This window comes from Bradyrhizobium sp. 613_E4_N2_2, assembly GCF_052075995.1.
Lineage (GTDB): Bacteria > Pseudomonadota > Alphaproteobacteria > Rhizobiales > Xanthobacteraceae > Bradyrhizobium > Bradyrhizobium barranii.
This window is the reverse complement of record NZ_CP197234.1, coordinates 2287693-2301003: the sequence shown is the minus strand read 5'-3', so window position 1 is coordinate 2301003 and position 13311 is coordinate 2287693. Positions and strand designations below refer to the sequence as shown.

The following is a 13311-nucleotide window of genomic DNA, read 5'->3' as shown; positions in this document are numbered from 1 at the left end:
TCTCAACGCCGACGTGCGAACCATAGGGCGAGACCAGAAGAATGGACACCGTCAGGGCTGGCTGCGATGTCGCAAACGGGTCAAAGGCGGACGTCAACCGGGGTCGTCGCGCAGGTCCGCTAAGGGCCATCAGCGGAAATGGCTATATGGCGAGAAACGCGGTGGCGTTCTAAAATGGGCAACGCGCAACAACCCAACGGGTCGCTGACATGTTGGCAGAACTCACAAGATCATCGAAGAGCTTGCATTCCCATACAGGGCGCCAGACGCCTATCGGGCGTTGCTCAATATTGGGACGCAAGCGGTTCCTGCAGTGCGCGCTGGGCTGCGGCATGACAATGCTGATGTTCGCTTGCATTGCTGCAGGTTTCTCGACCGATATCTATCGCCCGACACTCTCGCCGATCTGATGGGTATGCTGAACGATGCCGATGAGCGCGTCAGGTGCTCTGCTTTGCACACGCTAGCATGCGACCGGTGTAAGGAAGGGGCCTGCAAGCCCGAGGAAGGTGAAGTGCTTCCCAAGGCAATGAGATTGCTTGCGCGCGACCCCGATGCGCACGTCCGCGCAATGGCGATAGAAGTGGTCGGACAATTCGTTCACACCAATGCTCTTGCCGCTGCGGCAATCTCCGCTGCCCAGCAAGATGATGAAAATTCAACCGTTCGCAAGAAAGCCGGATGGTATGTGCCGGGAGGTCCGATCTACAGGCGGACCAAGCCGAGGCTTGGTACAACAGGTGCTGACAGTCTCGCTAAGTCGGCAACGGGTCAAAATGCGAAGAACTCAGAGTGAGCAAAGTCAGTCCGCTCTACCCCACCAAGCGGACCTCAATGAAAGATGTCGCCACTTCGCTGATGGGCCACTAGCCGAAGTGGGCCGTTGGATTTTCATCGCGGCATTGGCGATACCGTTGTCCGCCGAGATTGCAGGTTCAACGGTCTCTGCGACGTGCTCGGCCGATCAGGGCCTCGACGGTTGGCAACATGCGCGTGACGACTGCTTCGTTTCCAGCCGCGTTGGGGTGCAGACCGTCCAGCGCCTTGAGCTGAGCATTGTCAACAAACGCATCATCAAAAGCCGGGTAAAACAGCACATTGTGCTCGCTGGCAAGACCAGAGAACATAGCGGCAAAAGCGTTCTTGTATTCGTCTCCAAATATGGATTGGGTCCGCAAACCGCAAAGGAACACGGCTATCCGCCGGGCTTCGAGTTTGCCAAAAATCTCCGCGAGTGACGGACGCTCCCGTGCGGTAGCGGGATGGCGAGCAGGCTGCCAGCTGAGACTGGTCTACTCGCTCTTAAATTCCGCGATCTTTCGATCTTCAAACCATAGTTCTACGTCGTAGCCGTCTGCCAAGCATCTGGCGCGCTTCTTGGCTTCGGTTTCGTCCTTGCATATTAGAACCATGCGAAGCTCGATATGCCCGTCGAGGCCCATGATATTTGCGCGATACTCTTGCATCTGCTCCCTACGCGGTCGGTCGACCTGAGACGGCCTTATAGCTCAGGGGGCTGCAGACCCGACGACGTCAGCCATTCGTCTATGTTGGACTCGGTTTCGAGCTGGCGCAGTCTGCGTTCTAGAAGATCACGCTGCGGTTCTGGCTGCGTATTTTCCAGCTCCGCTATGATGCGTGCTCGTTCCGCATTCAAGTTGTCGCTAATGTGGGATTGTGGGTGTCGTCTCATGGCACTCTCCTTTCCCTGCGTGAATTGGGAGGGAGCGCAACCGGCGTTCTCATCACTGATCAAAGCACGGTGCGGTGCGGTGCGGTGATCGACCCAGTGTGCACCCGCAACCGGAGCGACGCCAGACAAAAGTCAACCCAGCGACGTCTCTTGAGGGTCAAAAGCCGCCGATGGCGGCCGCTCTGCGCGAAGTCCGCACGTCGCCGGCCAGCCGAAGTGTCAGTGGGCGATGGTGACGGTCCGCTAAGGGCCAAAAGCTGCCTTCCTCCGGAGTCAGCTCGTGACGTTTCACCGCGCCCCCCGTGAGCCATTTTGAGGTACGCTAGAGCACCTGCGCCTCTGAGAACAGCGGAGCCGGGAGGAGCCCATGGACGTCGCGGCCTGGCTGCGTGATCTGGGGCTGGGACAGTACGAGCAGTCGTTCCGCGAGAACGATGTCGACGCCGAGGTCCTCGCCGATCTCACGGCGGAGGATTTGATCGGGCTCGGAGTCACCTCGATCGGCCATCGCCGCAAGCTGCTCGCGGCGATCGCCGCTCTGCGCACCGGCTCAGTTCCGGTGACCACCCCTCGCATGACAGCACCAGCCGCGGTCCCCGGGACAGCCCTGCCGTTCTCGGAGGCGGAGCGGCGCCAGGTCACGGTGATGTTTGCCGACCTGGTCGGTTCGACTGCAATGGTGTCGCGGGTCGATCCGGAGGAGATGCGCAAGGTCATTCGCGCCTATCAGAACACGGTCTCGGGCGAGATTTCGCGTTACGTTGGGCATGTAGCCAAGTTCATGGGTGACGGGGTCCTGGCCTATTTTGGTTGGCCTAAGGCGCACGAGGACGATGCGGAGCGGGCCGCCAGGGCAGGCCTCGCCGTCACTCAGTCCGTAGCTGGGCTCACATCTCCGGACGGCCAACCGTTGGCCGCGCGCGTCGGCATCGCGACCGGTCTCGTCGTTGTCGGGGATCTGGTCGGCTCGGGGGAGGCTCAGGAGCGCGACGTGATTGGAGAGACCCCGAATCTGGCCGCTCGATTGCAGGCGCTTGCCCGACCCGGACAGGTCGTGATTGCCGAAAGCACGTGGCGACTGCTCGGCAGGCTGTTCGAGGTTGAGGACCTGGGCCAGCGAGCCCTGGATGGTTTCGACGAGCCGCTGCGCATCTTTCTCCTAGGCCCAAGCGTAGCGGAGGATCGCTTCGAGGCCTTGCACGGGACAGGCTTGGTGCCGCTCGTCGGTCGTGAGCAGGAGTTGGCGCTATTGCTCGACCGGTGGGCACGGGTCCGTGACGGCGAGGGGTGTCATTCGGCCTGCAATATTGACCCCCTAAGCCGGGGGATCGGCGTCCAAAATTGACCCCCTATAGGTTGGTCTGTTGCGCTGCCTGCTTTGGAATGAAGCAGGTGGTCGAGGATGCTGATCGTGGAGACGATTGCGCGGATTCGGCGCGAGCACTTCATCAAGGGCAAGACGATCAAGGAGATTGCCCGTGACCTGAAGGTGTCGCGGAACACGGTCCGGAAGGTGCTGAGGTCAGGAGAGACCTCCTTCGAGTACGAGCGGCAAGTGCAGCCGCGGCCAAAGCTGGGACGATGGGCAGTAGAGCTCGACGGACTGCTGGCGGCGAACGCGGCCAAACCGGCTCGTGAACAGCTGACGTTAATCCGGATCTTCGAAGAGCTGCGCAGCCGTGGCTATGACGGCGGCTACGATGCGGTGCGGCGTTACGCCAGGCGGTGGAGCAAGGAACGCGGGCAATCGACCGCGGCTGCTTATGTCCCGCTAAGCTTTGCCCCAGGCGAAGCCTACCAGTTCGACTGGAGCCACGAGGTGGTCTTGCTGAGCGGCACCACGGTGATGGTGAAGGCCGCCCATGTCCGGCTCTGTCACAGCCGCATGCTGTTCGTGCGGGCCTATCCGCGGGAGACGCAGGAGATGGTGTTCGACGCCCACGACCGGGCGTTCGCCCTGTTCAAAGGCACCTGCACCCGCGGCATCTACGACAACATGAAGACCGCCGTAGAGACGATCTTCGTCGGTAAAGGGCGTCTCTACAATCGCCGCTTCCTGCAGATGTGCAGCCACTATCTGGTCGATCCGGTCGCCTGCACGCCAGCGTCGGGCTGGGAGAAGGGGCAGGTCGAGAACCAGGTCGGGCTGGTCAGGGAACGCTTCTTCACGCCGCGGCTGCGGTTCAAAAACCTCGACGAGTTAAACGCCTGGCTGCTCGACAAATGCATCGCCTACGCCAAGGTTCATCGCCATCCGGAGCTGGTCGATCAGACGATCTGGGAAGTGTTCGAAGCCGAACGCCCCAAACTCGTTCCCTATGCCGGCCGCTTCGACGGCTTCCATGCGGTGACGGCATCGGTCTCGAAGACCTGCCTGGTGCGCTTCGACAACAACAAGTACTCGGTCGCAGCCAGCGCAGTCGGACGACCGGTCGAGGTTCAAGCCTATGCCGATCGCATCGTGATCCGTCAGGATGGACGCATCGTTGCCGAGCACCCGCGATCCTTTGGCCGCGGCGATACCGTCTACGACCCCTGGCATTATGTGCCGGTGCTCGCCCGCAAACCCGGCGCCTTGCGCAACGGTGCTCCCTTCAAAGACTGGGTGCTGCCAGCCGCGATCGAGCGGATCCGGCGCAAGCTTGCCAGCACCGACGACGGCAATCGGCAGATGGTCGACATCCTCAACGCGGTGCTGACTGACGGTCTGCCCGCGGTGGAAGCGGCCTGTGCCGAAGCGCTCAGTCACAGCGTCCATTCGGCCGATGTCGTTCTCAATATCCTGGCCCGTCAACGTGAACCCGCCCCACCGGCCAACATCATGACGCCGGCCGCACTGACGCTCCGTCATGCACCGATCGCCGATTGTGCCCGCTACGACAACCTCCGGAGGACCATCTGATGGAACGAACCCAAATCTTCGACCTCATGGGCGAACTCAAGCTCTACGGCATGAAGGCTGCCTTCGACGAGATCATGGCAACTGCCGTCAAGCGCCAGCACGAACCTCAGCGCATTGTCGGCGACCTGCTCAACGCCGAGATCAACGAGAAGCAAGCCAGGTCGATCAAATACCAGCTCACCATTGCCAAGCTTCCGCTTGCCAAGGACATCGCCGACTTCCAGTTCGACGGCACGCCGATCAATCAGACTCTCGTCAATGATCTTGCTGGCGGCGGCTTCATCGCCCAACAACGCAACGTCGTGCTGGTTGGCGGCACCGGCACAGGCAAAACCCACCTGGCCATTGCCATCGCCAGAAGCTGCATCCGATCCGGTGCCCGCGGCCGCTTCTTCAACGTAGTCGACCTCGTCAATCGCCTCGAGACCGAGACCCGCAACGGACGGCAAGGACGGCTCGCCGAGCATCTGACCCGGATGGACTTCATTGTGCTGGATGAACTCGGCTATTTGCCCTTCGCCCAGTCCGGTGGCCAGCTTCTCTTCCACCTCGTCAGCCGGCTCTATGAGCGCGCCTCCGTCATCGTGACCACCAATCTCGCCTTCGGCGAATGGCCGAGCGTGTTCGGCGACGCCAAAATGACCACCGCGCTGCTCGATCGGTTGACCCATCACTGTGACATCGTCGAGACCGGCAATGACAGCTGGCGCTTCAAAAGCCGCGACGACGATCACGCCACCCGCGCTCGTCTCGTCTCCGCTATCCCGGCCAGCTCCAACGAGCCGAGCGCTACCGTCAAACCGCGGCGCACGAAGGGGTCAAAATTGGACGCCGATGAGGGGTCAAATTTACAGGCCGATTGACAGCTGATGCGAAGTGCTTGCTCTTCCGATGAGAGGCTAAGTCGACCATTCAACTGTCGCTTCGGAGACTTGCAGCACGACAATGCCGAACGAACCTGCGGACGAATTTGCGCAGAACATTGAGTAGCGTAGGTGCGTGTTGGCGACAGATATTGCACCAATGGCGATAACTCTTGGATGTGCAGACAATGACTTAGCCACCCTTAGGCGACAGTGCTTTTATCTTGCCATCACTCCCCCTGCTCGTTGCTACTCGCTAACTCTTCCTCATCTTGCCGCAACCGCATCTGCTGATCCACGAGGCACGCAAAAAATCTGCCGCTCGGCACGCGTCCAAGCCATCAATTCCAGCCTCTCGTCTGTCCATAGATTGGCGTAAATTCCAATGCGATGGAGCGATTTTCTGCATCGGAACGAAGAGAAAGAGCCATTGAACGACCCTTCGCTCCAGGCAAAATTCGGCCCCGTGCAAGTGCGTTTCTTCGATCGTAATGGGATGTCCCGCAGGCTGTTAAGCCGCGTTCGTTCTTCTACGCGCGCCCAGTTGGGAGCGTTCTCACACTAGTCGGTGATATTCAAAACCTGATTTCCGGGACATGAGAAGGGCTCCCGCGCGATGCGCGGGAGCCCAGCATTTGACCTAGTCGATAGGATTCCAGATGAGAAAGAAGCTGCCGTCAGCGTAAAGGCCAACCGTTCGACCAAGGTTGGCGCAGAGCTTGCGGACCCCAAGGCCAGGTGCTGCGAGTGACAGGCTGACGTAGTCCGATCCGGGGCTCTCGCCGGTCAAAATCCGACCGGATCCGACCTCGAGCCCCTGGGTGAAGATGCGGAAGTCTGACGGGTCATCGCCGGACTTATCGCGGTTGGGCACGATGTCGATGTCGGCGCAGATAGGCAGGAATTTGAGCTGGCCTCTGAAGCCGCCGTGAGTTGTGCGGGTGACGAATCCGATCGCGGTCATGGTCTGTCTCCTTCGTTGCCGCAGGGCCGATGCCCTGCGATGGCGAGACCGTCATGGCGGCCGGCCAGCATCCGAACCCTAGGGGCGAAGCGCAGCGGCGCACCCGAGCCCGCTCCTTTTTTGCAGCGAAGCGGCCGCGAGGAGCCGGCTTGCCGGCGGGGAAAAAAGGAAGCGTGCGAGGGTTTCGGATGGGGGAGGGCTGCCATAGGTCGTAGCGCCATAAGCAGGGAATCGTCCTCTTCAGACGAAGGAGACAGGCCTTGCCGCAGAGCGCTATTCGCCCGCACAAACGGCGCTTGGGCAACGTTTCGACATATGCGCTGCGTCTCGAGTCTCTCGCGATTCAGAGCCGATTATCCCGCCGGGAAAGCGGCTCGGTTTCGCATCTGAGGCGTGGTCCTGGTGCCGGTTATCAAGTCGAATCCGACACTATTGATCGATCGCGCGCACGGCGATTGAGTTCGCGAAACCGCGCGACGAAAACGCTCTCGAAGGCTCGATTTGTTTGCCACTCGGCGAATCGAACCGCCTCAGGTTGCGCCGCGGTTTCACGGCTACACGCCTCCCTTTGGAGGCAGAAAATGCTCTTGTCCTTCCTCTTAAATACGGCGCAGAAACGCAAAGAGGCCCCGCCTCCAGGGAAGCGGGGCCGTTGATCCGGGACGATCAGTCGCCGCTGCGGCGCGACCAGATCAGGCTGAAACCTTCCTCGCCTTCGACCTTGACCAGCGAGGCGTAGATCGGAGCCGGGAAGCTCGGATCGTCGAGTTTGACCGAGAGATATTCGCGGTCGCTGTCGCGAACCGTCTTCTTCCAGGCGGCGCCGAATTCGGTCGCTCCTGCAAAAATCCGGTAGTCGGGAGCCTTGTCGTTGTCCTTCTCGGAGGCAGCGAACTTGGCCTTGATGTTCAGCGTCAGCGTCTTGATCGAGCCGGTGTAGCCGTTGTCCAAAGCAGTAAAAGTGCCGATGGTCGCCATGGTCATCTCCGTCTGTCTGTTGCTCGGGCCGCGCCCATCGCAGCCTCGATGGCGATCCTTGGCCCGGGGAGCGATCGGCCCGCAGCCTTCAGGCCCGCAGCGCAGCGGAGGACGGCGAAAGCCTGCTTTTTTGTCGTGCGCGAGGAATGCCGCCGCTTGGCGGTAGGGGAAAAAAGCAGGCGTGAGCTGTTGCGGGAAGGCGATCGAGGCTCTTGCCGTCCCTCGGGCCTGATCAGCCAATCGAGGGCGCGTTGGACGCGAGCCCATGACCGAACTGACGGCGATGACCATGGCTGCCGACGTCCCACAGCATTGGAAAACGGCGGGATCGATCAGAAAGAAAGCCAACGTCTGCGTATCAAGAGCAAGAACGATGGACCGGACAAATCAAGCGAACCCGACCGCATTTGCGGATCAGGAAGCGACGGCTCCGGCCGGGATTATTCGCCCGACTGCGCTGTGAATACGCGAGGTCTAGGCACGATCCGCACCCCAACTTGATCGCCCCGCCGCTACGAAAGGGAGGTGGAGCACAGCCTCACAAGCCGCTGCCTGCCGCGCAGACCAAACCGATCGTGGCCCACATTTGGAGACGGGCAAGCGTGAGCAATCTTCCGCTTCACTTCAACTGAACCGGCTGCGCACCGTGAGGTGCGCGGCCGGAATTTAATGAGCGCCGGGGCCGTTCTTGCGGCCCCGGCTCACCTTTTACTCCGCTGCTTGCGAGCAGAAATCATTACGCTGCGCCTTGTCTGGCGCACCGACCTGATCCTCCATCTTGGCCGTGCGGAGCAACGGCGGCAACCAGTCGGTCACCGCCAATAGTTGCTCCGCGGCAGCTGCCATCTCGACCTTTTTCAATCCCGACAAACGTTCGGCTGCCTCCTCGCCGACGCCTTCGCGGACGGCCTCAAGGATGCGCGCCTTGGTGACCCGGCCGAGATAACTCTGCACCGTCGGCCGCCAGTATCCGGTCATGTCGAGCGCGACGGCCCCGGCCAAACGGCTGGCCGCCGCCAAGGCGCGCGGCCGGAGGTCAAATGGCAATTTGACCGCATTGACCGTCAATGCCGTGCAATGGGCGAACAGCGCCATGCGGCTGTCGTGATCAAGTTCGACCACGAATTCCCACAGCTTGGCGACGTCTCGTGGCATCTGCCTGGCCCAATTGGCATGGCGATCCGACCACGCTTTGCCGGCCGGGGTATCTTCGATTCCGACCGCATGCGTGGCCAAATCCGTCTTGACCGGTTGAATGCCAACCACATGGGCATTGGCCCCGATATAGAAGATTTGCGCGGCGAGCGCATGGGTGGCCGCCACGATGGCGACGTCTGGCTGCTCACTCAGATTGAGGCGCAGCCCCAAGGTGCGATGCGCGGAGAGGTCGCGAACGAGCGTGTCAGACAGCGACTTCTCCTCGTCTTCCTCGTCGTTTTCTTCCTCCCCTCCTTCACCATCGCACGTGGCTTGACCGTCCCCTCCACCCTCCTCATCCGATGCTTGTCCGTCGCCATCCTCCCCCGCTTCGGGGTGGGCTTTGTCGTCCTCGGGACGGATGAAACCGCGTTCGATCCTGACGCTGCCGTCATGATTTAGGATGACGAACGCGCCGCCACGCGCGACGTCACCGGGATCGTAGGCCTGCCGTTTCGTCTCAAACTGCTCGATTTGGGTCTCCAGTTCACCGAACCGCGCATCCACCTCATCAGGCAGTTCGTCGGCCGTTTGATGCTGTTCGGTCAGCTGGTCGAACTCGGTTTGAGCGACTTGAAGCGCGGTCTGATCTTCCGCCGAAAGCTTAACTGGATGCAGGTAGGCGCGACGCATGCCGTGGGCGTGCGGGAAGTCGAGATGGGGCTCCGTCCACTTCCATCCCTCGGCTGCCCGTAAGGCGTCCGCCTCCCGGCCAAGCCGTGCTGTCACCAAGAGATCGAGCAGTGCCACGTCTTCCAGATAGCCGCCGCGATCCTCGGTAAAGAGGTCGCGCAGGATCGTACCGCCTGCCTCGATATAGGCCTCGAGCCCGACAAACCGCGCGCGGCGATCGGTTGCAGCGACATGGGTTTCGGTGAGCAGACGCCGGATCGTGCTGGCATCGCGGTCGTAGGACAGGCGCTCATAAACGCCTTCCTGCCGCGCCTGATCGTCGGTGATGGCAAAGGCCATCAACTGCTCAAGGGTCAGATTGCCATCGCGATACAGCTGCACCAATTTGGGTGAAACCGCACCCAACCGGAGGCGTTGCCGCACCACATGCGGCGTCACCCCGAAGCGCGCGGCGATCTCCTCCGCACCAAAGCCACGCTCCTCCGCAAGCCTCCTGAACGCCTCGAACTGGTCGGCGGGATGCATGTTTTCGCGGGTGACGTTCTCGTCCAGGCTGATTTCGTGGGGGTCATTCGCGGTGTCGATGATGCAGCGGATCGGCTCGGTCTTCTTGATCTCCTTCCGCTTCACCCGCAGCAGCTGTGCAAGCCGCCTGCCCTCGCCGATGGTCACGAGATAGAACCCCGTGGCCGTTCCCGCTCCGTCGAACTCGGGCTCAACCACTAGATTTTGCAGGATGCCCTTGGCGGCAATACTCGCCGCATAACCCTCGATCGCCGCCTCGCTGTGCGGCGTCTTGCGCGCATTGTTCGGGGACTTCTTGAGCTTATTGAGCGGGATCAAAGTCTCCGTCCCGCTCGCGGGAATGATTTCAACTGATTTGGCCGACATGATCATTCTTCCTTTTACTTCCATGGGTGCAGCGCGCACTCCGCGCCTGCACCCCTGCCCGTCGGCGAGACCGGGGGTAGCAAGCGCCAGGGCGACCCGAGCGGAGGGGGATCGCCCGCCCGCAAGGGCCGCTCGCTAGAAGCGGGTCTGCACGGCGCATGTCGGCCGTTCGAGAAGGTGACGCCCGTTCGAAAGCACGGAAGACCGGGGAGACCGCTCGGGTCGGCGCCGGCGCCAGCCGGCGCTTTACCCTGGCGCGCGCGAGGGGCGGAGCCCCTGAGATCTCAAGCGTTAGAACGTTGAGCAAGTCAGCGCAGGCCAAAACAAGAGATCGAAAACAAGAGCAAAAGTGAGAAAATCAAAAGAGGCACCCGCAGGAGGGTCAGCATAGCGCCGACGCGTAGCGGCGGGACCCGGGACCGAGTGCAGTCGCGAGACCGGTTAACAAGGCACCCGCGCGACGGGCAGTGATAGCGGTGCCGCGCAGCGGCAGCCCTTCGTGCGAGTGCCTCCGGCGAGCGACACATTATATCTGCTTGCGTGAGGGATCGAAGCCGAATGGCCGAGACGCAACGCGCTCGGTTCACGAGAGCCCGATGCGGCGACAGCCGCACGCGCACCCAAATCAGAATCAGTGAGACAGCGGCGGGGAGAGTGAGCCGATCCAGGATCGCCATCTTCGGCGATCGACGGATTTCGTCGCATCTCAAGACAATGTGAGCCGCCTGATCTGGCTTGATTCTTCTTGCGTGATCGCATTCCTACAAGGCTGCAGCTTGATCTCCGTGCCGGTGCTTGCAGTTGCGCCAGCCAGCGAAAGTGCGATCTTCCAATTACCTCGGCGTGGTGCTGTCACGACTGGATAATTCCGATGGATTCTGTTCGGGGCGGTATTGGCCAGCGCCTGGTGTCGCGTGACCAAGCTGCCTCATACTGTGGTCTGTCAGTCAGCACCTTCTCGAACTGGGTAAAAATCGGAAGACTACCCTCTGCTCTTTCTGGCACGTCGCGATGGGACTTGAAAGCGATCGATCTCGCGTTAGACTCGCTGAGTGGATTACTCAGAACTCAAACTCCGGACGTTGCGACATCCGCGCTGGACGAGTGGAGAGCAAAGCGTGCGCGTCAATCTCAAAGGGATTCATAAAGTAAAGGTGACGCTCTCAAGCGGCGAACCAAAGACGTACTATTACGCCTATCGCGGCGGTCCCCAGATCAAAGCAGAGCCAGGCACGCCAGACTTTATCCAGCAATACCAGGAGGCGCATTCGAACTTACGGCAGCCACGCGGCGGCACCTTCATGTCAGTCATCGCACGATACAAAGCGGCGCCGGAATTCACCAAGATCGCAGCGTCCACTCGCCGCGATTATCTGAGGTACATCAAACTCATTGAAGAAGAATTCGCTGACCTGCCGATCGCCGCTCTCGCCGATCGCAGGATTCGCGGCGACTTCAAAGGCTGGCGCGACAAATTCGCCAACACGCCGCGCAAGGCTGATCTCGCCTGGACGGTGTTGGCGCGCATTCTGTCCTTCGCGAAAGATCGCGGCATTATCACCAGCAATCCTTGCGAGCGTGGTGGTCGGCTCTACGTCGCAGACCGCCGAGACAAGATCTGGACCGAGCAGGACATTGCCGCAGTTCTATCAGTTGCATCTGAAGAGATCAGGTTGGCGCTGATCTTGGCTTTATGGAGCGGTCAACGACAAGGCGACCTTTTGCGCTTACCTTGGTCAGCCTACGAGAGCCCTCATATTCGTCTCCGCCAGTCGAAAGGCGGGCGCCGCGTAGTGATGCCTGCCGGCACTCCCTTGAGAGCTCTGCTCGACACCACGCAGCGTCGGGGACCTCTTATCCTGACGAACACGCTCGGCCGGCCCTGGACTTCCGACGGCTTTCGAACATCGTGGGCAAAGGCCTGCGAACGGGCGGGCATTGGCGACCTGACGTTTCACGATTTGAGGGGCACCGCAGTGGTTCGGCTGGCGATCGCTGGCGCCAGCGTACCGCAGATCGCGGCCGTGACCGGCCACTCGTTAAAGGACGTCGAGGCCATTCTGGACGCGCACTATCTTGGTCGCGACATTCAGCTTGCAGAAGCTGCGGTACTCAAGCTCGAAGCGAGAACAAAACTGTAAAACGACCTGTAAAATGAGGTCGCCTACTCTACCAAGCCAGATGCTAAGTGCTTGATTTATATGGTGGGCGCACCAGGGCTCGAACCTGGGACCCGCTGATTAAGAGTCAGCTGCTCTACCAACTGAGCTATGCGCCCGAAAGGCGGTCAATGCCTTGCGAGGCCGGTCGTTTAGCAAAGCGATCCGGGTATGGCAAGCGATGTGGCGCATGTTTTCCAAGGTTCTTCCACAGGCCCGAAAATGCTAAAAGCCGCTGGATTCCAGCGGCTTCGCCAAGGCCAATCCCCGGGCTAATTCCTCGGGAAATACGGGGTGGCTCAGAGCCGGCCCTCGCGATCCCGTTCCGGGCCGCCGTCACGGTCGAAACGGTCGCCGTGGAAGCGGTCCATGCCGCGCTCCATCATGCGGTCCATGCCCCGTTCCATGAAGTGTCGGGACGGGCCGTCCCCACCGCCGCCGAACGGGCCACGGTGGCGGGTCAGCACGGCAAGGCGCCGCTTCTGGCCCTCGTCGAGCGTCTTGTAGAGCGGATCGGCGGCATCGGCGATCTTCTTCAGGGCGGCGGAGGTCGCGCCCATGTCCTCGGCGCGCTGGCGCAGGCGGGCGACCGGATCCTCGGGCTTGTCGGCGTTCTTGCCGGTGTCGCCCGGGCCGGCATTCATCCGCGCGTTGGCGCGGTCGATGCGCAGCTTGGCGAAGTCGCGCACGGCAGCCTCGACCGGCGGCCACAGCTTCTCCTGGTCGGCGTTGAGCTTCAGCCCGGCATGGACGGCGGCGATCCGCGCGTCGACGAAGGCGGCACGGTCCTCCGGGTTCATGCGGACGTGGCGGAAGTGCTCCATCCACGGGCGATGAAATTGGGCATAGACCGCGCCCGAGCCGGCGATGCTGAGCACGGCGATGGCGGCGATGGTGAACTTCCTCATACGGACCTCCTCTGGAAGGATGCCGGTGAGGATGAGCGCCGGACGGCTGACGCGCAACTTACAACTTGGACAGAGAGAGCGTTCTTACGAAGATGTAACTCCCCTGAATGTCCATTCAGATGC

General features: G+C 61.3%; 10 protein-coding genes, 1 tRNA gene and 2 pseudogenes. 8 read left to right on the top strand and 5 right to left on the bottom strand.

Going from position 1 to position 13311, the window contains the following annotated elements; all coding sequences use genetic code 11:
- Positions 1 to 280: 280 nt before the first annotated feature.
- From AB7290_RS10840 to istB, 6 genes and pseudogenes are all read left to right on the top strand, one after another.
- A pseudogene (locus AB7290_RS10840) lies at positions 281 to 454 on the top strand (HEAT repeat domain-containing protein); the annotation flags it as partial.
- Between the two features lie 60 nt (positions 455 to 514).
- A complete protein-coding gene (locus AB7290_RS10835; protein ID WP_354112656.1) occupies positions 515 to 796 on the top strand; it encodes a hypothetical protein in 282 nt (93 codons plus the stop codon).
- 118 nt (positions 797 to 914) lie between these two features.
- The gene (locus AB7290_RS10830) at positions 915 to 1238 is read left to right on the top strand and encodes a hypothetical protein (protein WP_354112613.1); all 324 of its coding nucleotides are present in this window, start codon (positions 915 to 917) and stop codon (positions 1236 to 1238) included.
- A gap of 822 nt (positions 1239 to 2060) precedes the next feature.
- Positions 2061 to 3038: an adenylate/guanylate cyclase domain-containing protein gene (locus AB7290_RS10825; RefSeq protein WP_441253402.1), complete on the top strand. Its 978-nt coding sequence runs from the start codon at positions 2061 to 2063 to the stop codon at positions 3036 to 3038.
- A gap of 57 nt (positions 3039 to 3095) precedes the next feature.
- A pseudogene (gene istA / locus AB7290_RS10820) lies at positions 3096 to 4586 on the top strand (IS21 family transposase); the annotation flags it as partial.
- Between the two features lie 8 nt (positions 4587 to 4594).
- Entirely contained in the window at positions 4595 to 5458 is an 864-nt protein-coding gene (istB, locus tag AB7290_RS10815) for an IS21-like element helper ATPase IstB (protein WP_039183785.1), read from the top strand.
- Positions 5459 to 6098: 640 nt separating this feature from the next.
- Here istB and AB7290_RS10810 read toward each other — a convergent pair.
- Both AB7290_RS10810 and AB7290_RS10805 read right to left on the bottom strand, forming a co-directional pair.
- On the bottom strand, positions 6099 to 6422 hold the full coding sequence (locus tag AB7290_RS10810; RefSeq protein ID WP_439035456.1) for a DUF736 domain-containing protein: 324 nt from the start codon (positions 6420 to 6422) through the stop codon (positions 6099 to 6101).
- Positions 6423 to 7088: 666 nt separating this feature from the next.
- Positions 7089 to 7400 (bottom strand): DUF736 domain-containing protein, encoded by a 312-nt coding sequence (locus AB7290_RS10805; RefSeq protein WP_439035774.1) that lies wholly within the window; start codon positions 7398 to 7400, stop codon positions 7089 to 7091.
- A gap of 265 nt (positions 7401 to 7665) precedes the next feature.
- Between AB7290_RS10805 and AB7290_RS10800 the strand changes: the two genes are divergently transcribed.
- Positions 7666 to 7863: a hypothetical protein gene (locus AB7290_RS10800; protein WP_439035457.1), complete on the top strand. Its 198-nt coding sequence runs from the start codon at positions 7666 to 7668 to the stop codon at positions 7861 to 7863.
- A gap of 245 nt (positions 7864 to 8108) precedes the next feature.
- Here the strand turns inward: AB7290_RS10800 and AB7290_RS10795 are convergent, their stop codons facing one another.
- Positions 8109 to 10121: a ParB/RepB/Spo0J family partition protein gene (locus AB7290_RS10795; RefSeq protein WP_439035458.1), complete on the bottom strand. Its 2013-nt coding sequence runs from the start codon at positions 10119 to 10121 to the stop codon at positions 8109 to 8111.
- A gap of 1118 nt (positions 10122 to 11239) precedes the next feature.
- On the opposite strand from AB7290_RS10795, the gene AB7290_RS10790 reads away from it, so the two are divergent.
- Positions 11240 to 12262: a tyrosine-type recombinase/integrase gene (locus AB7290_RS10790; protein ID WP_441253401.1), complete on the top strand. Its 1023-nt coding sequence runs from the start codon at positions 11240 to 11242 to the stop codon at positions 12260 to 12262.
- A gap of 61 nt (positions 12263 to 12323) precedes the next feature.
- Here the strand turns inward: AB7290_RS10790 and AB7290_RS10785 are convergent.
- Positions 12324 to 12399 (bottom strand) — tRNA-Lys (locus AB7290_RS10785).
- A gap of 180 nt (positions 12400 to 12579) precedes the next feature.
- Positions 12580 to 13188 (bottom strand): Spy/CpxP family protein refolding chaperone, encoded by a 609-nt coding sequence (locus AB7290_RS10780; RefSeq protein ID WP_441253400.1) that lies wholly within the window; start codon positions 13186 to 13188, stop codon positions 12580 to 12582.
- Positions 13189 to 13311: the final 123 nt, after the last annotated feature.

Coding starts and splice junctions, on each gene's coding strand:
- AB7290_RS10825 (WP_441253402.1), top strand. CDS start 2,061: ATGGACGTCGCGGCCTGGCTGCGTGATCTGGGGCTGGGACAGTACGAG.
- istB (WP_039183785.1), top strand. CDS start 4,595: ATGGAACGAACCCAAATCTTCGACCTCATGGGCGAACTCAAGCTCTAC.
- AB7290_RS10810 (WP_439035456.1), bottom strand. CDS start 6,422: ATGACCGCGATCGGATTCGTCACCCGCACAACTCACGGCGGCTTCAGA.
- AB7290_RS10805 (WP_439035774.1), bottom strand. CDS start 7,400: ATGGCGACCATCGGCACTTTTACTGCTTTGGACAACGGCTACACCGGC.
- AB7290_RS10800 (WP_439035457.1), top strand. CDS start 7,666: ATGACCGAACTGACGGCGATGACCATGGCTGCCGACGTCCCACAGCAT.
- AB7290_RS10795 (WP_439035458.1), bottom strand. CDS start 10,121: ATGTCGGCCAAATCAGTTGAAATCATTCCCGCGAGCGGGACGGAGACT.
- AB7290_RS10780 (WP_441253400.1), bottom strand. CDS start 13,188: ATGAGGAAGTTCACCATCGCCGCCATCGCCGTGCTCAGCATCGCCGGC.